This window comes from Streptomyces sp. NBC_00344 (assembly GCF_036088315.1).
Lineage (GTDB): Bacteria > Actinomycetota > Actinomycetes > Streptomycetales > Streptomycetaceae > Streptomyces.
In genome coordinates, this window is sequence record NZ_CP107996.1 from 2,330,328 (window position 1) to 2,349,284 (window position 18,957).

Consider the following 18,957-nt stretch of genomic DNA (forward strand, 5'->3'; position numbering starts at 1 on the left):
TCTGGCGTCAGTTGACCTTGATCTCGTTGTAGACCGGGACGCTGAACGGGTTCAGTGCGACGTTCGAGATCCGGTCCGAGTAACCGGCACTGCCGTTCTGGTACCAGAGGGGAATGGCGCCCATCTCGTCCCGGAGCACCATCTCCGCGTCCTGGAACGTCTTGACGGCGGTGGCGGTGTCGGTCTCCGCGTTGGCCTTGTTGACCAGGCTGTCGAACTGCTTGTTGGTCCAGTGGCCGTCGTTGGACGAGGCGTTCGTGTAGTAGAGCGGCTGCAGGAAGTTCTGGATGAGCGGGTAGTCCATCTGCCAGCCGGCCCGGAAGAGGCTGGTCATCTTCTTCTGGGTGATCTGATTGCGGAAGTCGGCGAAGGTTCCGACCGGCTTGCCCACGCACGCCTTGTCGTTGCCGAGCGCGTTGTTGATGCTGTTGCAGACGGCGTCGACCCATTCCTTGTGCGAGCCGGTGTCCGCGTTGTACGCGATCGAGATCTGGCCGTTGGGGAGGCCTCCGCCCTCCTGGACCAGCTTCTTGGCCTGCGCGGGGTCGTACTTGCAGGAGTCACCGCACAGGCCCGCCTTGAAGCCGCCGTCGACGCCGAGGACCGGGGACGTCCAGTCGGTGGCCGGGGTGCGGGTCTTCTGGAAGATGGTGTCGGTGATCTGGGCGCGGTTGATGGCCATCGAGAGCCCGATCCGGACCTTCTTGGCCTTCGCCGTGTTCCACTCCGGGCGGTAGAAGGGGAACGAGAGCGTCTGGATGATGCCGGCCGGAGTGTTGAGGTACCGGCCGTTCAGGTCGGCCTTGACGTTCTTCAGCTGCGCGGCCGGCACATCGTCGACCAGGTCGAGGTTGCCCGCCGTCAGGTCGGTGTAGGCCGTGTTGTTGTCGGTGTAGACCTTGAGGTCGACCCCGCCGTTCTGCGCCTTGTCGGAGCCGGGGTACTTGGACCACTTCCGCAGGCTCATCTTCGAGCCCTTCGTGTACGACTGCACGGTGTACGGGCCGTTGCCGACCGGCTTCGACAGCCAGGCGGAGTGGTTGCTGAAGAAGGACTGCGGCAGCGGGGCGAAGGCGGCGTAGCCCAGCGTGTCCGGGAAGGTGGAGAACTTCTGGTTGAGCTTGATGGTGAAGGTCGTGTCGTTGACGACCTTCAGTCCGGAGAGCTTTGACGCCGTGGCGCTGCCGGTGTCCGGGTGGACCTTGTCGTAGCCGTCGATGTACCCGAAGAAGTAGGCGTTCTTCTGGTTGTTCTTCAGGTCCGCGCCGTAGTTCCAGGCGTCCACGAAGGACTTCGCGGTGACCTTCTCACCGTTGCTGAAGGTCCAGCCGGGCTTGAGCGTGACCGTGAAGTTGATGGAGTCCTTGGTGTCGATCTTCGCGGCCAGCATGTTGAAGGCCTTGCCCGTCTTCGGGTCGTACCGCTTGAGTCCGCGGAACACCATGTCCAGGACCTTGCCGCCCTGGACCTCATTGGTGTTCGCCGGCTCGAGCGGGTTCTGCGGGTCTCCCCACGAGGAGCTGAGCACTCCGCCGCCGTTGCCACCGCTGCCACCGCCGCTGTCTCCGCCACCGCCACAGGCCGTGGCGGCAAGAGCGACAGCGACCGCGCATGCGGCCCACTTGGCGTGTGTGGCTCCGCGCATGGAGTGCCTCCTCTTAGGTCCCAAATCATATGTAGAGCCCAATATCACTCCAGACCGTAGCCAATGCACCCCTATTGCGGCCGTACGGGTCCATCCGCCACCAGAACCCCCCGGATGCGTCGCATAACGAAAAGGACACACCTTTAAGCGGACACGAGTGTCCGTGTAGCGCCGATTTGCCGCCGCAGCCGTGCGGCTGTCGACCCGTAATTCGTTTTACGATTGTCAAGTTCAGGTCAAGAACCTAAAGAACCGGTGCGGACTTGCACTGTGCATTGACCGCTGTCAACTCGATTGATTGGGTCCGACCCAACCCCCTTAGGCGGTGTCCGGACACCGCCTCGCTCCTCCTGCCCGGAGGACGCCGCTCTCCGTTCGGGGACAGGAGTTCGATGACCACGCCATCCCCGGCCCACAGCGTCTCGGTGGAGGACCCCGCCGATGTGCCTGAGGTGACCCGGCAGCCCGACAGTTCGGACAAGGGCGCCGCGGCCCGCAGCCCGGGCCAGCTGGCCTGGCGGCGCTTCAAGCGGGACCGCACGGGCGTCTTGTCCGCCTACATCGTCATCGCGTTCTTCGTGGTCGCCATCTGCGCGCCCCTGATCGCGAAGGTGTACGGAAAGAATCCCTACACGACGTACGGCCAGGATCTCGACGGCCTGCTCAACGACTTCGGCTCCCCCGTGAAGCCCAACGGCGGTATCAGCAGCGACTACTGGTTCGGTGTCGAGCCGGGGCTCGGGCGGGACGTCTTCACCTTCCTGCTCTACGCGATCCGCAACTCCCTGCTGATCGCCACGGCAACCACCCTTCTGGTGGCGGCCCTTGGCATCGTCATCGGTCTCACCGCCGGCTATCTGGGCGGCAGGACCGACTACTTCATCGGCAGGATCATCGACATCCTGCTGGCCTTCCCGTCCATCCTCTTCTTCATCGCGCTCTGGCCGGTGATGATCTCGAGCCTGGTCTCGCCCGAGGACAACACGCCGGTCTGGCTCACCGTCGTCAGCCTGATCACGGTGATGACCGCGTTCGGGTGGGCGCCCATCGCGCGACTGCTGCGTGGCGAGGTACTCGCCCTGCGGGAGCGGGAGTTCGTGGAGGCCGCCAAGGTGACCGGTGCCTCGCCGGCCCGGATCATCTTCAAGGAACTGCTGCCCAACCTGTGGACGCCCATCCTCATCCAGGCGACGCTCGCCCTGCCCATGTACGTCACGACCGAGGCCGGTCTGGCCTTCCTCGGTGTCGGACTGAGCTCACCCACCCCGGACTGGGGCGTGATGATCCAGCGCGGCTCGACCGTCTATCAGAACGACATCACCTTCATGCTGTTCCCCGGCCTGACGATGGTGATCTTCGTCATCGCCTTCAACCTCCTCGGTGACTCGGTGCGCGACGCACTGGACCCGAAGACCAGGCGCTGAGCTCCTCCACCCCTCCGGACCGGGCTACGGGGCCCGCCGGACCGTCCTCTCTCCAACGACAGGTCAGGAAGTCATGTCCCTTTCCCGCAGAAACTTCGTCATCGCCACATCGGTCGCGGTGGGCGGCACCATGGCCCTCTCCGCCTGCAGCAGCGGAGGCGGCGGCTCCAAGAACGGTGGGCACGCGGGCTCCAACACCTACACGGGTTCCACCGTCGCCGTCGGCACCGCGGATGATTCCAAGGGCCCCGCCCCCGAGATCAAGGGCGCGAAGAAGGGCGGCACGATCCGCGGGATCGCCCCGGACGACTTCTCCCACCTCGACCCCGAGCGGATCTACTTCTCCTGGAACTCCGCCGTCGGCAACCTGTACATCCGCTGCCTGACCGGCTACAAGATCGCGCCGGACGGTTCGATGAAGCTGGTGGGTGACCTCGCCACCGACGCCGGCACCATGGGGGACGGCGGCAAGAGCTGGACCTTCACGCTGAAGGACGGCGTCAAGTGGGAGGACGGCAGCGAACTCACCGTCGAGGACGTCCGTCACGGTATCGAGCGCGGCTTCGCCAGCTTCACCACCGAGGGCGCCGGCTATGCCCAGACGGCGCTGACCGGCAAGTCCGACTTCCGGTCCGCGTACAAGGGCCCGTTCAGCGGAAAGCACCTGGACGCGGTCGTCACCGACACGGCGAAGAAGACCATCACCTTCAAGCTGAAGCTGGCCCGCCCGGACCTCAACTTCACGCTCGCGATGCACTCGTACGCTCCCGTGTCGGTCAAGCACGACAGCAAGGAGAAGTACGACAAGGACCCGATGTCGGCCGGTCCCTACCGTCTGAAGCAGCACTCCGTCGACAAGTCGATGACGATGGTGCGCAACCCGCACTGGGACCCCGAGACCGACTCGATCCGCAACGCCTACCCGGACGGTTTCGCCTTCGAGTTCGGTCCCCAGTCACTCGACGCCACGGACCGGCTGATAGCCGATTCCGGCGACGACCGGTACGCCTTCATGGCCTACAGCGGCGTGCCCGCCGAGCGCATCCAGAAGGTACTGACCGACCCCGAGCTCAAGAAGCGCACCTTCAACGGTCTGCTGACCGGTCTCTACTACTACGCGATCAACACCAAGCGGATCACTGACCTGAAGGTTCGTCAGGCACTGATCCACGCCTGGCCGCTGGAGCAGATCCGGAAGATCTACGGTGGTCCGTCGGCCGGCGACTACGCGACCACCATCCTGAGCCCCGACATCCTGGGCCGGGAGAAGTTCGACGTCTACAACAAGCTGAAGAAGCCGCAGGGCGACCCGGAGGCGGCGAAGAAGCTGCTGAAGGAGGCCGGCAAGCTCGGCCAGAAGGTCGTCTACGCCTTCCCGCAGAGCGACAACTACGACAAGACCAAGGTCGTCATCGAGAACGCGCTGAAGAAGTCCGGCTTCAACCCGGTCATCAAGCCGCTCGACTCGACGTCGTACTACGACCAGGTCCAGCAGGTCGACAACAAGTTCGACGTGATGTGGTTCGGCTGGGCCCCCGACTGGCCGACCGGCTACACGCTGATCCAGCCGCTGCTCGACGGCGGCGCCATCGGCAACGGCCAGAACAACATCTCCCAGCTCAAGGTCGACTGGGTGGACGAGGCGATCAAGAAGAACGTCGTCATCGCCGACCCGAAGGCCGCGGGCAGCGCCTGGGCGGCGCTGGACAAGCGGATCATGACGGAGGAGGCGCCGATCATCCCCGAGACGTATCAGCGCCGCTTCTACCTGTACGGCTCGAAGGTCGGCGGCGCCCTCTTCGACCCGCTGTTCTCGTCGGCCGTCTTCTACAAGCTGCACGTCAAGGCCTGACGCCCAGCCTCCGCGGCGGGACGCCCTCCGGGGCGTCCCGCCGCCACCTCCCCCTCGTCGGCGTCTGCCAGGGAAGCCCATCGCCATGTTCCGCTTTCTCGTCCGCCGAATATTCGGCGCCGTAGTGATTCTGCTGATCATCAGCGCCATCACTTTCGTCCTCTTCTACGTCGCGCCACGCGACCCCGCGCGAGTCGCCTGCGGCAAGGTCTGCACACCGCAGACGCTGGAACTGGTCCGGCACAACCTGGGGATAGCCGACCCGCTGCCGGTCCAGTACTGGCACTGGCTGGAGGCCGTGTTCGTCGGCCGTGACTACCAGTCGTTCGGACACTGCCCCGCGCCCTGTCTCGGCTATTCGTTCCACAACCGCGAGCCGGTCCTCGGCACCATCCTCGACCGGTTCCCGACCACCCTTTCGCTGTCCATCGGCAGCGCCTTCGTGTTCGTGGTGTTCGGTGTGGGAGCCGGCATGCTCGCCGCGGTGAAGCAGGGGAAGCCACTGGACAAGATCGCGTCCTCGGCCTCACTGGTGGGATCGTCGCTGCAGATCTACATCGTGGGCGTCATCGCCATGTACTACCTGTCGGACCAGTGGCACATCCTCAGCCGGCCCCAGGACGTACCGATCACCCAGGACCCCGTCGGCTGGTTCCAGGGACTGCTGCTCCCCTGGTTCGTCCTCGCGCTCATCTTCACGGCCAACTACACCCGGATGGCCCGCTCCCAGCTCGTCGAGACGCTGAGCGAGGACTACGTCCGCACGGCGCGCGCCAAGGGCCTGTCACGCCGCACGGTCTTCTTCCGGTTCGCGTGGCGGGGTGCGATGGGACCGATCGTCACGATCTTCGGGCTCGACCTCGGGTATCTCCTGGGCGGCGCGATCATCACCGAGAAGACGTTCAACCTGCACGGCATCGGCGCGCTCTCGGTCAAGGCGGTGAACGACAACGACCTGCCCCTGCTGCTCGGCGTCGTCCTCGTCGCCGCCGCCGCGATCGTCGTCTTCAACATCGTCGTGGACGCCGTCTACGCCCTCATCGATCCGCGCGTACGCCTCGCCTAGGAAGAGATCCCATGAGTACCGCCCCCTTTCTCTCCGTGCGCGACCTGCGTGTGCACTTCTCGACCGAGGACGGCACGGTCAAGGCCGTGGACGGCCTCTCCTTCGACGTCAAGCACGGCAAGACGCTCGGCATCGTCGGTGAGTCGGGCTCCGGCAAGTCCGTGACCAACCTGGCGATCCTCGGGCTGCACGACGCGCGGAACACCCAGATCTCCGGCGAGGTCGTGCTGGACGGTGAGGACCTCCTCGAAGCGAGCGAGCGTCAGCTGGAGAAGCTGCGCGGCAACAAGATGTCCATGATCTTCCAGGACGCGCTCGCCTCCCTTTCGCCGTACCACAGCATCGGCATCCAGATCGCGGAGACCTACCGCAAGCACACCGGCGTCTCCAAGCGTGAGGCGCGGGCCCGCGCCATCGAGATGCTCAGGCGGGTGGGCATCCCCCAGCCGGACCTGCGGGTGGACGACTACCCGCACCAGTTCAGCGGCGGCATGCGCCAGCGCGCCATGATCGCCATGGCGCTGGTCTGCGACCCCGAGCTGGTCATCGCCGACGAGCCGACCACCGCGCTCGACGTCACCGTCCAGGCGCAGATCCTCGATGTGCTCAAGGATCTCCAGCAGCAGACCGGCACCTCGATCATCTTCATCACCCACGACCTGGGGGTGATCGCGAACACCGCCGACGACGTCCTGGTCATGTACGGCGGCCGCTGCGTCGAGCAGGGCACCACCAAGGAGGTGCTGACGGCGCCTCAGCACCCCTACACCTGGGGCCTTCTGGGTTCGATGCCGAGCCTCAACTCGCCGCTGGACATCGCGCTGAGCCCGATCCCCGGCACCCCGCCGAGCCTGCTCAACCTGCCGACCGGCTGCCGCTTCCATCCCCGCTGCACCTTCAAGGACGACGTCTCGGGTGACGCGTGCGTCACCCGGCAACCGCCCCTGGAACTCGCGGCAGGACGCGGGGCGGCGTGCCATCTGAGCGGCGACCAGCAACAGGACATCTTCACCCATCAGATCCAGCCCCGGCTGAGCTGACAGAGAGCCAAGGGACAAGAGATATGACCACACCCACCCCCCTGCTCGAAGTCGGCGGTCTCACCAAGTACTTCCCGGTGATGGGCGGCTTCCCGTTCAAACGGAAGGTCGCCGATGTCCAGGCCGTGGACGGCCTCGACTTCACCGTCCACCAGGGCGAAGCGCTCGGCCTCGTCGGCGAGTCCGGCTGCGGAAAGTCCACCACGGGACGGCTGATCACCCGGCTCCTGGAGCCCACCGCGGGACGGATCGCCTACGCCGGCCAGGACATCACGCACGCCTCCCGCAAGGAACTGGCGCCGGTCCGCTCGGAGATCCAGATGATCTTCCAGGACCCGTACTCGTCGCTGAATCCACGGCAGACGGTCGGCAAGATCGTCGGCGGTCCGATGGAGGTCAACAACATCAACCCGGCGGGCGGCCGGGAGAAGCGGGTCCGGGAGCTGCTGGAGACCGTCGGGCTGAACCCCGAGCACTTCAACCGCTTCCCGCACGAGTTCTCCGGCGGCCAGCGCCAGCGGATCGGTGTGGCACGGGCCCTGGCGCTCGATCCCAAGCTGATCGTGGCCGACGAGCCGGTCTCCGCGCTGGACGTCTCCATCCAGGCTCAGGTGGTGAACCTTCTCCAGCAGCTCCAGCGGGACCTGGGTATCTCGTTCCTCTTCATCGCTCACGACCTCGCCGTCGTACGGCACTTCTCGCAGCGGGTCGCGGTGATGTACCTCGGCAAGATCGTGGAGATCGCGGACCGGGACAGCCTGTACGGCGTCCCGCGGCACCCCTACACGCGAGCGCTGCTGTCGGCCGTCCCCGAGGCCACGGTCCCCGACGAGGAGGAGCGGCAGGACAACCGCATCCGGCTCACCGGGGACGTCCCGTCGCCGCTCAACCCGCCGTCCGGCTGCCGTTTCCGTACGCGCTGCTGGAAGGCCGCGGAGAAGTGCGCGACCGAAGAGCCTCCGCTGCTCCGGCTGGAGGACAGCAAGGAGGGCCACCTCACGGCGTGCCACTTCCCCGAAGAGCCCGCGGCCGCTGCCTGATCCGCCGGATCGTCCGCAGCCGAGGAGCCAGTACGCCCGGCCCATTGACCCGAGCCCGTTCGCACTGACTCCGCCGGGAAGCAGGGACCGCGCCCCCGCCCCCACAGCGGGGCGCGGTCCTGCGGGTTCCCGGTGCCCTGTTCCCGGGACCGCGCGCCCGCTCAGACGGCCTTGAGCCAGACCCGCAGTGGGCCGAGGTCCTCGAACCCGTGGCGCAGCGCCGCCGTCAGATCGTCTCCGGACTCGTAGCCGACGATCGGGGTGCCGGGGAAGAGCCGGGCGACCGCGGTGACGCAGCCCGACCAGGCCGCGTCAACGGCGCCCTCGTCCAGCGCGAAGAGGTTGGAGACACCGACCGCCGCCGCACTGCGTGTGGCGACGGCCCCCGCGACGAGCTCCTCTCCCGCCCGGCCCGCCAGGACGACCGTCCCCTCGTCCGCGAGGAGTCCGGGAAGGAACAGCCCCTTCGCTCCGCCGTCCCAGGCGTCCTCCCATCGCGCGAGTTCCTCCGGGGTGCGGACCACCGACCAGCGCACACCCCCGGTCGCCGGGGGCGTGGGCAGCGTGGCCGGACGGTGGATCCACCGGGCGTCGAAGAGCACATTGAAGCCGTCCGCCGAGAGATCGAGGTCGGCGAAGCTGTCCTTGACCGATGCCCCGGGCCCCGCGGTGTCGATCCCGGTCAGCACATCCGCCGCCGAGGTACCCGGGGACAGGGTCACGGCATCCGGGTAGAAGGGAGGCGTCCGCTCGGCGCTCGTCCAGGCCATGGGAGTGAACTCGCCACGCACTCCGTGCGTACGGCACAGCAGATCGCACCATTCGGCGTTGTTGCGGGCCGCTTCACGCACCCCGGCACTCGCGGTGGGGAGGGTGATCCGCCAGCTGTCCACGGCGAAGTGCAGCCCCATCCCGTGGGCTTCGTACAGGCGCAGCGCGCCCGTGGCGTTCTCGGTGTCGACGTCGAGGCCGATGGCGCCACGGCCCCGGGCCGCGTACGTGCCGAAGGCGTGCCGAAGGAGATAGCCGCCGAGCCCCCGGCCTCGGGCTTCCTTGCGCACACCGAGGCTCTCCACCCAGCCGCCCTCCTCTCGTTCGCGGGTGATCAGCACGGCGGCGTCGCCGATCCCGTCGACGGAGGCGATCCACATCAACGACCAGTCGAACGTCTCCCCGCCGATGTCGGCCAGCCACTGCTCGTAGCTGCGCGGCGCATGGCCGTAGTTCTCGGCGAACGTGTCCGCCTTGAGGGCGTGGGCGCGCCGCCGGTCCTCCTCGGTGCGGATGCCGTGCAGGGTGACGCCGGCCGGCGGCTGCGGCACCGGATCGGCCCCGGGGCTCAACTCGCGCCGCATGAAGTGGTATCGCCTGACGGTGGACCAGCCGCGCCCGGTCAGCACGTCCGCACCGAGCCCTGCCCCGGGGTTGAGGTGGAGGCGGATCACCGCCTTCGACGCCCCGTTGGCGGCGGCCTTCACCACCGCCCTGGCCTCCATGAGCGGCACCAGCCCCGCACCCGCCCCACGATGGTCCGGCAGGGCGTAGTGGTCGGTGTCGATGGTCTCGCCGCCGGAGCTGTCCCACAGCCGTGCGTACGCCACGAGTCTTCCGCCGTCGAACGCCAGCCAGGTGTTGTGCCGCGGATCGGCCTCGGGATGCGTCAGATCGGACTCGACGGACCGGAGATCCGTCATCGGGGTGCCGACCTCGGCCGTCTGCACCTCGTTCATCAGGGCGCAGATCGCCGCGGCGTCATCGGGGGTCGCGGGCCGCACGCCCGGGTGCGGGTACTCAGGGTTCATCCGACCACTGAACCCGGCCTGACCTGACGCCCGCAAGAGGATTGTGTTGTGATGCTGCGATGTCCTCCCACGTGCGCCTCCGCAGCGACTCCGACCTCGGAATCTGTGTGCAGATCCTCGCCGATGTGCACACCGGGGACGGCTATCCCGTCAACTGGCCCGCCGACCCGGCCGGCTGGCTCACCCCGGATCTGCTGATCGGCGCCTGGGTGGCCGAACTGGACGGAAAGGTGGCGGGACACGGCGCGCTGACACGGGGGGCTGATCCGCTGCGCTGCGAGGTGAGCCGGCTGTACGTCGCACCCGCCGCGCGCGGTCACCGGCTCGGGCAGCGGCTGATGGAACGGCTCATGGAAGCGGCACGGGGCCAGGGGCTGCGGCCGGTCCTGGACGTGGTGGCGACCGACACCGCAGCCACCGCGCTCTACGAGCGGCTCGGGTGGGTGCGCACCACCACGGTGGAGGAGCGGTGGGGGCCGGACCAGGTTGTCACGGTGCACCACTACGAGGCCCCCGCCGGGCCGGTGGGATAACCGGTCGACGGGGGCCTGGCAGTGGTGCGGACTGCATGCGCGCGGCACTACACCGCGTGGACGACGTCCTTCTCCTCGGCGAAGTGACACGCCGACTCGTGCGCGGCCGGGGTGTCCTCGCCCGCGAAACGCTCCGGGATCGCGAGCAGCGGAACCTCCTCGGCGCAGCGCGCCTCGGCCTTCCAGCAGCGAGTGCGGAAGCGGCAGCCGGACGGCGGGTTGGCCGGCGAGGGGACATCCCCGACGAGGATGATCCGCTCGCGGCCCTCACGGGCCTCCGGGTCCGGGACCGGGACCGCCGACAGCAGCGCCTGGGTGTAGGGGTGCGTCGGGTGGTCGTAGATCTGCTCGTCGGTGCCGATCTCTGCCATCTTGCCGAGGTACATCACGCCGACCCGGTCGGAGATGTGCCGGACGATCGACAGGTCGTGTGCGATGAAGAGGTAGGAGAGGTTGAACTCGTCCTGCAGCTTCGCCATCAGGTTGATGACCTGCGCCTGCACCGACACGTCGAGCGCGGACACCGGCTCGTCGCAGATGATGATCTCCGGGTTGAGCGCGAGGCCGCGGGCGATGCCGATGCGCTGGCGCTGGCCGCCGGAGAACTGGTGCGGATAGCGGTTGATGTACTCGGGGTTGAGCCCGACCACGTCCAGAAGCTCCTGGACCTTCCGGCGCCGATCGCCCTTCGGGGCCACCTCGGGGTGGATGTCGAAGGGTTCACCGATGATGTCGCCCACCGTCATCCGGGGGTTGAGCGACGTGTACGGGTCCTGGAACACCATCTGGATGTTCCGCCGCACGGCCTTCAGCGCGCGCCCGGACAGCTTGGTGATGTCCTGGCCCTTGAAGAAGACCTCGCCCGCCGTCGCGGTCTCCAGCGTCATCAGCAGCTTGGCGACCGTGGACTTGCCACAGCCGGACTCGCCGACGATGCCGAGGGTCTCGCCCTGGTACAGGTCGAAGGAGATCCCGTCGACGGCCTTCACCGCGCCGATCCGGCGCTTGAAGAGGATGCCCTGGGATATCGGGTAGTGCTTCACCAGGTTGCGGACCTGGAGGATGGGCTCACCCCGCTCGACGGGGGCGTCCAGCATCGCTTCCACCTCGGCCACCGTCGCGACGTCCGCCGCCTCGACCTCCGCGAGGTTCGGGGTCATCGCCGATGGCACCGCGTCGGAGACGGCCTCGCCGTTCTTGCTGAGCTCAGCCATGGATCGTCTCCTCCCAGAAGTGGCACGCGCTGCCGCGGCCCGGCAGCGCGCCGCCGTCCTGCTCGGTGACCGGCAGCAGGGCCGGGATGTCCGTGCGGCAGATGTCCTGCGCCTTGGGGCAGCGGGGGTTGAAGGCACAACCGGACGGGATGTGCAGCAGGTTGGGCGGCAGGCCCTTGATCGCGTAGAGCTCCTGGCCCTTCTGGTCCAGACGCGGGATCGAGTCCAGCAGCCCGCGCGTGTACGGATGGGCCGGGCGCTTGTAGAGCTCGTGCACCGGGGCCGTCTCGACGATGCGTCCGGCGTACATCACGGCGATCTTGTCCGCGACGTCGGCGACGACACCGAGGTCGTGCGTGATCAGGATCAGCCCCATGTGGAACTCCCGCTGGAGTTCCGCGAGGAGATCCATCACCTGGGCCTGGACGGTCACGTCGAGGGCCGTGGTCGGCTCGTCGGCGATGATCAGGTCCGGCTCCAGGGCCAGCGCCATGGCGATCATGATGCGCTGGCGCATACCGCCGGAGAACTGGTGGGCGTAGTCGTTGACACGCGCCTTGGCGGCGGGGATCTTGACCCGGTCCATCAGCTCGACGGCCTTGATCTTGGCCTGCTTGCGGGAGAGCCCCTGGTGCACCCGGAACATCTCACCGAGCTGGTACCCCACGGAGAGCACGGGGTTGAGCGAGGAGAGGGCGTCCTGGAAGATCATGGCGATCTTCTGGCCGCGGATCTTCCGGCGTTCCTCGTTGGACATCTTCAGCATGTCCTGGCCGCGGAAGAGGATCTCGCCCTGCGGGATCACGCCGGGCGGCATGTCGAGGATGCCCATGATCGCCTGAGCGGTCACGGACTTGCCGGAGCCGGACTCGCCGAGGACGGCGAGGGTCTCGCCGGCCGAGACGCTGTAGTTGACTCCGTTGACGGCCTTGGCGACACCGTCACGGGTGTGGAACTCGACGTGCAGGTCGCGCACTTCGAGCAGCGGGGAGCTGCTGGATTCGCCCGACCGGGGCGTCGGGACGCTCGCGGTTTCTTCGATAGTGGTCACGTCGTACGCCCTCCTCAGCGCAGCTTGGGGTCGAGGGCGTCGCGTACCGCGTCGCCGAGCATGATGAACGCGAGGACCGTGAGGCTCAGCATCGCGCTGGGGAAGAACAGCACGTGCGGGGCGTTACGGACCGCGCTCTGCGCCGAGGAAATGTCGTTGCCCCAGGAGATGCTGTTGGGCGGAAGCCCGATTCCGAGGTAGGACAGCGTGGCCTCGGTTGCGATGTAACCGCCGAGCGCGATGGTGGAGACCACGATCACCGGGGCAATGGCGTTCGGCAGGATGTGCCGGAGCATGATCCGGCGGGTGCCCGCGCCGAGCGCCTTGGCCGCCTGGACGTAGTCGGCCTGCTTGACCGTCATCACCGAACCGCGCATGACACGGGCGATCTGGGTCCAGCCCAGGAAGCCGAGCGCAAGCACCACGGACCACACGGTGCGGTGAGCGAAGGCGTTGAGCACGACGATCGCACCGAGCAGCAGCGGAATACCGAAGAAGATGTCGGTGACACGGGAGAGCAGCGAGTCGAGCCAGCCGCCGTAGTATCCGGCGATCATGCCGACCACGCCGCCGACTATCGCGACCGCAGCGGTGGAACAGACGCCGACGATGATCGAGGACCGGGCACCGTAGAGAACCCGGGAGTAGATGCTCCGACCCTGGACGTCGTAGCCGAACCAGTCCCCCTGGAAGACATGCGAGTAGTTCGGCTTGCCCAGGTAGTGCTTGGCGAGGTCCGCGCGGTTGGGGTCGATCGAGGTGAAGAGACCCGGCGCGATCGCGACCACGACGAGGAAGACGATCAGTACGGCCGAGACGATGAAGAACGGGTTGCGCCGCAGGTCCCGCCAGGCGTCGGACCACAGGCTGCGGGCCTTCTCCGGAGCGGCGGCGGTCGCCGGCATGGAAGCCGGAACCTCTGTGCCGGCCTCGGACTTGGTGGTCAGGGCCTCAGGCATAACGGATCCTCGGGTCCAGAGCGGCGTACAGCAGGTCGACGATGAGGCTGGAGAGCAGGAAAATGATCACCAGAATCGTCACGATGCCGACCACCGTCGTGTTGTCCGACTGGTTGATCGACCGGTACAGCTCATTGCCGATCCCGTGGACGTTGAAGATGCCCTCGGTGACGATGGCACCGCCCATCAGGGCGCCCAGGTCCGTACCGAGGAAGGTGACCACGGGGATCAGGGAGTTGCGCAGCAGGTGGATGCCGATGACGCGGCGGCGGGGAAGTCCCTTGGCCACGGCGGTACGGATGTAGTCCGCGCGCAGGTTCTCCGCGAGCGACGTCCGGCTGAGCCTGGCGACGTACGAGAAGGAGAGCGAGCCCAGGACGACTCCGGGCAGGATCAACTGCGTGATGTTGTTGGAGTCCTGGACGGTCGGGGTGACCCAGCCGAGCTGGTTGCCGAAGACCGTCTGGAAGATGAAGCCGAGCACGAACACCGGCACCGAGATCAGCAGCAGCGTGATCAGGAGCACCAGCTTGTCCGGGAGCTTGCCCCGGTTGAGACCGGAGAAGAGGCCGAGCCCGAGACCCACGACGATCTCGATGACGAAGGCCACCAGAGCGAGCCTGATCGTGACGGGGAAGGTTTCCTTCATCACATCGAGCACGTTGCGTCCGGTGACGAAACTGGAGCCGAAGTCCAGGTGGAAGACGCCACTGATGTAGTGCCAGTACTGCGCGAGTACGGGTCGGTCGAACCAGTACTCGTGCCTGAGCCGCGCCATTGCCTGCGGATCCGCAGGCCGGTCGCCCCACAGCGCCCGGACGGGGTCGCCCGGCAGTGAGTACACCATCAAGAAGATGAGCAGAGTGGTCCCGAGGAACACCGGGATCATCTGGAGCAGTCGCCTCGCGACGTAGCGCCCCATGAAGCCTCCATTGTCAGCCGTGCGGCGGCCGACCCGTCCGCCTCCTTGTGGGAGGACGGACGGGCCGGCCGGCGTGCACACGGTTGGCGCCCATGCCTTGCGGCGGCGCCGGGGGTTGATCGACCGCTGGCGGCCTGATTACTTCTTGACGACCTGAACGTCGCTGAAGACCGGGACACCGAAGGTGTCGTAGGTGACGTTCTTGACGTTGGCCGAGTAGCCGGCGTTCGTCTTGTAGTACCAGAGCGGGATGGCCGGCATGTCCTTGACCAGCGACTTCTCCGCCTCCTGGTAGAGCTTGACGGACTCGTCCAGCGTCGCGGCCTTGTCGGCGTTGCCGGCGAGCTTGTCGAACTCCTTGTTGGAGTAGCCACCCTCGTTACCCGCGGCGGTGGAGCCGTACAGGTCCTTCAGGAAGTTGGCGTTCAGCGGGTAGTCCTGCACCCAGCCGGACCGGTAGAAGCTCTGGACCTTCTTGTTGGTCCGGACGTCGAGGGCCGTCTTGAAGTCGGCCTTCGAGTCGGCCTGGCACTTGACGCCGGTGTTCTGGGTGATGTTGGCGCAGACGGCCGTCACCCATTCCTTGTGGCCACCGTCGGCGTTGTAGAGCACCGAGACCGTGGCGTTGGAGCCGCCGGACTCCTTGATGAGCTGCTTGGCCTTGGCCGGGTTGTACTTGCACGCGTCGCCGCAGGCGTCGGCGATGTAGCCCTTGACGGCCGGCGGCACGAAGCCGGTGGCCGGGATACGCGAGCCGGCGAGCACCGTCTTGGTGATCGTGGCCCGGTCGATCGCCATCGAGATGCCCTGCATGAACTTCCCGCGGTCCTTCAGACCCTTGATCGTCGGCGCGTACTCGGCGACGGCGATGGTCTGGATGGCGTTCTGCGGAGCGTCCACGGCGCGCTTGCCGAGGTCCTGGTGGTACTTGGTCATGTCGCTGGGGGCGACCTGGTCAAGCACGTCGAGGTTGCTGGAGACGGTGTCCTGGTAGGCGGCCTCGGCGGTCGTGTAGAACTTGAAGTCCACACCACCGTTCTTCGGCTTGTCCGGGCCCGCGTACTTCGCGTACGTCTTGGTCAGCAGGTCCTTGTTGTGGTTCCACTTCACGAACTGGTACGGGCCGTTGCCGATGGGCTCCTGGCCGTACTTCTTCGGGTTCGTGTAGAAGACCTTGGGCAGCGGCTCGAAGGCGCTGTAACCCAGCTTGTAGGTCCAGTACGGCGCCGGGTTGGCCAGCGTGACCTTGATCGTGTAGTCGTCGGGGGTGGACAGGCCCGACATGGTCTTGGCCTTCGGGTCACCCTTCTCGGGGTGGACCTGGTCGTAACCCTCGATGTCCGCGAACCACGAGGCGTTCTGCTGCGCGTTCTTGGCGTTGGCGCCCCAGTTCCAGGCGTCCACGAAGGACTTGGCGGTGACCGCCTCGCCGTTGTGGAACGTCCAGCCCTTCTTCACCGTGATCGTGTAGTGGCTGGCGTCGTCCTGCTTGATCGAGTCGGCGACGAGGTTGTGCAGTTCGCCGCTCTTGGCGTCGTAGTCCGCCAGACCGTCGAAGAGCGCGTCGGTGATGCGGCCGCCGCCCGTCTCCATGACGTTCGCCGGCTGAAGCGGGTGCTGCGGCTCGCTGCTCTGGTAGCTGAACACACCCTTGGCGTTGACTGCCGCGCCTGCGTTGTCTCCGCTGCCCGACTTGTCGTTACCGCCACAGGCTGTCGCCGCCAGGGCGACGACGGCCGCCCCCGCGACCCACTTGGCGCTCTTGGCACCACGCATGGGTTTCCTCCTCATGAGTCCACTGAATCACTGATGAGGGCACGTTCTACGCGCGCTGACACCCCTGACAGCGCGCGGTTCATGTACCCCAAGTGCGCTCGTGAGTCGGCACTCCCCCAGAGTGCGTGACCCATTGACCCGAGCTCGATGAGGCCAACTATTGAGTACGTCTAGGCCGTAAACCACACTTAAAGAGTCTCGGTTCTACAACATCGCTTGAAGCCATCTGCCCGAAATCCGGACAAAATGAGCCCAGACAGACACCCTCGAAACGGACCGTTAACACAACTTCCGGATATGGATGATCGATATCCGGACGCCCGTGTGCAGAAAACGCCTTGCCAAGTCAGCTTCCGGTCACCACGGAACACGCGCACAGGTCCCGGAGCATCCCCCGAGCCTCGCCGGCCTCCGCAGTGCCCAGGCCGGAAGCCCTGCCCCCGGCCTGGGACAACCTCCGTCGCTCCACGGCCCGCTGGTGACGCGGGCACTGCGCATGCCGATGGCCCGGCCGTTCCGCAGCGGCGGAACGGCCGGGCCATCACAGCACCGGACGGAAGGTCAGCGCTTGGCGCGCGAAGCGCTGCGGCCGCGCTCCTTCTGGTCCAGGACGACCTTGCGGATACGCACGGTCTCCGGGGTCACCTCGATGCACTCGTCGTCGCGGCAGAACTCCAGCGACTGCTCGAGCGACAGCTTCCTGGCCGGCACCACGTTCTCGGTGGTGTCCGCGGAAGCGGCACGCATGTTGGTGAGCTTCTTCTCCTTGGTGATGTTGACGTCCATGTCGTCGGCGCGCGAGTTCTCGCCGATGATCATGCCCTCGTAGACCTCCGTGGTGGCCTCCGTGAAGATGACACCGCGCTCCTGGAGGTTGACCATCGCGAACGGCGTCACGACGCCCGCGCGGTCCGCGACGAGCGAACCGTTGTGGCGGGTGCGCAGGTCACCGAACCACGGCTCGTGGCCCTCGAAGATCGAGTGCGCGATGCCGGTGCCGCGGGTCTGCGTGAGGAACTCCGTACGGAACCCGATCAGTCCGCGGGACGGCACGATCCACTCCATGCGGACCCAGCCCGAACCGTGGTTCGTCATGGTCTCCATACGGCCCTTGCGGGTCGCCATCAGCTGGGTGATGGCGCCGAGGTGCTCCTCGGGCGAGTCGATCGTCATGCGCTCGATCGGCTCGTGCGTCTTGCCGTCGATCTGCTTGGTGACGACCTCAGGCTTGCCGACGGTCAGCTCGAAGCCCTCGCGGCGCATCTGCTCGACCAGGATGGCGAGCGCCAGCTCACCACGGCCCTGGACCTCCCAGGCGTCGGGGCGCTCGGTGTCCAGGACGCGGAGCGAGACGTTACCGACCAGCTCGCGGTCCAGCCGGTCCTTGATCTGCCGGGCAGTGACCTTGTGGCCCTTGCCGCCCTTGCCGACCAGCGGCGAGGTGTTCGCACCGATAGTCATCGAGATGGCCGGTTCGTCGACCGTGATCAGCGGCAGCGCGATCGGGTTCTCGGGGTCGGCCAGGGTCTCGCCGATCATGATGTCCGGGATACCGGCGATAGCGCAGATGTCGCCAGGACCGGCCTTCTCGGCCGGCTTGCGGGTGAGCGCCTCGGTCATCAGCAGCTCGGTGATGCGGACGTTGGACATCGTGCCGTCACGCTTGATCCACGCGACGGTCTGGCCCTTGCGCAGCTCGCCCTGCTCGACGCGGCAGAGTGCGATACGGCCGAGGAAGTTGTCCGCGTCGAGGTTGGTGACGTGCGCCTGCAGCGGGGCGTCCGTGTCGTACTCGGGGGCCGGGACGCTGGAGAGGATCGTGGAGAAGAACGGCTCCAGGTTTTCGCTGTCCGGGGGGACGGTGCCGTCCTCCGGCTTGGTCAGCGACGCCACTCCGTCACGCGCGCACGCGTAGACGATCGGGAACTCGATCTGGTCCTCGTCGGCGTCCAGGTCGAGGAAGAGGTCGTACGTCTCGTTGACGATCTCGTCGATCCGGGAGTCCGGACGGTCCGTCTTGTTCACACAGAGGATGACCGGCAGCTTGGCGTCCAGCGCCTTGCGCAGCACGAAGCGGGTCTGGGGCAGCGGACCCTCGGAGGCGTCGACGAGGAGAACGACCGCGTCCACCATCGACAGACCGCGCTCGACCTCGCCGCCGAAGTCGGCGTGGCCCGGGGTGTCGATGATGTTGATCGTGATGACGTCGCCGCCATCCTTGGGGTGGTACTTCACGGCCGTGTTCTTGGCCAGGATCGTGATGCCCTTCTCACGCTCCAGGTCGTTCGAGTCCATCATGCGATCGTCGAGGTGCTCGGCGGCGTGCGCGGCGAACGCGCCGGCCTGCTTGAGCATGGCGTCGACCAGGGTGGTCTTGCCGTGGTCGACGTGGGCGACGATGGCTACGTTACGGATGTCGTGGCGCGTGGGCATGGGTGGCTTGCGCTTCTCTCAGCTCGTGGGATGCGGCGTCTGTCCTGGTACGCCCGCCGGGCGGACGCGCCACGGCTAGTCCCATGGTACGGGCCCTCCGCGTCCGGGGCTTCCCGGGCAAGGGATACCGGCCCCACGACGGTACGAGCCGGTCATGGAGAGCGGGTGTCGCCGCGGTTTCCCGGAGGGGTCGGCGAAGT

The 18,957-nt window shown here is 66.9% G+C and carries 14 protein-coding genes; 6 read left to right on the plus strand and 8 right to left on the minus strand.

What is annotated here, in order from left to right; all coding sequences use genetic code 11:
- Positions 1-7: 7 nt before the first annotated feature.
- The gene (locus tag OHS16_RS10405; RefSeq protein WP_328536895.1) at positions 8-1,645 is read right to left on the minus strand and encodes a peptide ABC transporter substrate-binding protein; all 1,638 of its coding nucleotides are present in this window, start codon (positions 1,643-1,645) and stop codon (positions 8-10) included.
- Positions 1,646-2,037: 392 nt separating this feature from the next.
- Here OHS16_RS10405 and OHS16_RS10410 point away from each other — a divergent pair, with 392 nt between their 5' ends.
- The 5 genes from OHS16_RS10410 to OHS16_RS10430 all read left to right on the plus strand — a co-directional run bounded on the left by OHS16_RS10410 (position 2,038) and on the right by OHS16_RS10430 (position 8,067).
- On the plus strand, positions 2,038-3,069 hold the full coding sequence (locus tag OHS16_RS10410) for an ABC transporter permease (RefSeq protein ID WP_328536896.1): 1,032 nt from the start codon (positions 2,038-2,040) through the stop codon (positions 3,067-3,069).
- Positions 3,070-3,142: 73 nt separating this feature from the next.
- Complete coding sequence (locus OHS16_RS10415) at positions 3,143-4,921, plus strand: ABC transporter substrate-binding protein (RefSeq protein WP_328536897.1); 1,779 nt, start codon at positions 3,143-3,145, stop codon at positions 4,919-4,921.
- An 85-nt stretch (positions 4,922-5,006) separates the two neighbouring features.
- A complete protein-coding gene (locus tag OHS16_RS10420; protein ID WP_328536898.1) occupies positions 5,007-5,987 on the plus strand; it encodes an ABC transporter permease in 981 nt (326 codons plus the stop codon).
- Between the two features lie 11 nt (positions 5,988-5,998).
- Positions 5,999-7,027 carry an ABC transporter ATP-binding protein gene (locus tag OHS16_RS10425; protein WP_328536899.1) on the plus strand — a complete coding sequence of 343 codons (1,029 nt, stop codon included), beginning with the start codon at positions 5,999-6,001 and terminating at the stop codon, positions 7,025-7,027.
- A 23-nt stretch (positions 7,028-7,050) separates the two neighbouring features.
- A complete protein-coding gene (locus tag OHS16_RS10430; protein WP_328536900.1) occupies positions 7,051-8,067 on the plus strand; it encodes an ABC transporter ATP-binding protein in 1,017 nt (338 codons plus the stop codon).
- Positions 8,068-8,228: 161 nt separating this feature from the next.
- On the opposite strand, the gene OHS16_RS10435 is transcribed toward OHS16_RS10430, so the two are convergent.
- Positions 8,229-9,869: a GNAT family N-acetyltransferase gene (locus OHS16_RS10435; protein WP_328536901.1), complete on the minus strand. Its 1,641-nt coding sequence runs from the start codon at positions 9,867-9,869 to the stop codon at positions 8,229-8,231.
- 59 nt (positions 9,870-9,928) lie between these two features.
- Here OHS16_RS10435 and OHS16_RS10440 point away from each other — a divergent pair, with 59 nt between their 5' ends.
- Positions 9,929-10,402, plus strand: coding sequence for a GNAT family N-acetyltransferase (locus tag OHS16_RS10440; protein ID WP_328536902.1), 474 nt, complete (start codon positions 9,929-9,931; stop codon positions 10,400-10,402).
- Positions 10,403-10,449: 47 nt separating this feature from the next.
- Here the strand turns inward: OHS16_RS10440 and OHS16_RS10445 are convergent, their stop codons facing one another.
- The 6 genes from OHS16_RS10445 to typA all read right to left on the minus strand — a co-directional run bounded on the left by OHS16_RS10445 (position 10,450) and on the right by typA (position 18,757).
- Positions 10,450-11,616, minus strand: a complete 1,167-nt coding sequence (locus OHS16_RS10445; protein WP_328536903.1) for an ABC transporter ATP-binding protein — start codon at positions 11,614-11,616, stop codon at positions 10,450-10,452.
- Positions 11,609-12,667 (minus strand): ABC transporter ATP-binding protein, encoded by a 1,059-nt coding sequence (locus OHS16_RS10450; RefSeq protein ID WP_328536904.1) that lies wholly within the window; start codon positions 12,665-12,667, stop codon positions 11,609-11,611. The genes OHS16_RS10445 and OHS16_RS10450 overlap by 8 nt, the downstream gene beginning before the upstream one ends.
- 14 nt (positions 12,668-12,681) lie before the next feature.
- Positions 12,682-13,626: an ABC transporter permease gene (locus OHS16_RS10455; RefSeq protein ID WP_443042590.1), complete on the minus strand. Its 945-nt coding sequence runs from the start codon at positions 13,624-13,626 to the stop codon at positions 12,682-12,684.
- Entirely contained in the window at positions 13,619-14,548 is a 930-nt protein-coding gene (locus OHS16_RS10460) for an ABC transporter permease (RefSeq protein WP_328536905.1), read from the minus strand. Before OHS16_RS10460 ends, OHS16_RS10455 begins: the two co-directional genes overlap by 8 nt.
- A gap of 138 nt (positions 14,549-14,686) precedes the next feature.
- Complete coding sequence (locus OHS16_RS10465) at positions 14,687-16,324, minus strand: peptide ABC transporter substrate-binding protein (protein WP_328536906.1); 1,638 nt, start codon at positions 16,322-16,324, stop codon at positions 14,687-14,689.
- A 561-nt stretch (positions 16,325-16,885) separates the two neighbouring features.
- On the minus strand, positions 16,886-18,757 hold the full coding sequence (gene typA / locus OHS16_RS10470) for a translational GTPase TypA (protein WP_328536907.1): 1,872 nt from the start codon (positions 18,755-18,757) through the stop codon (positions 16,886-16,888).
- Between the last annotated feature and the right edge of the window lie 200 nt (positions 18,758-18,957).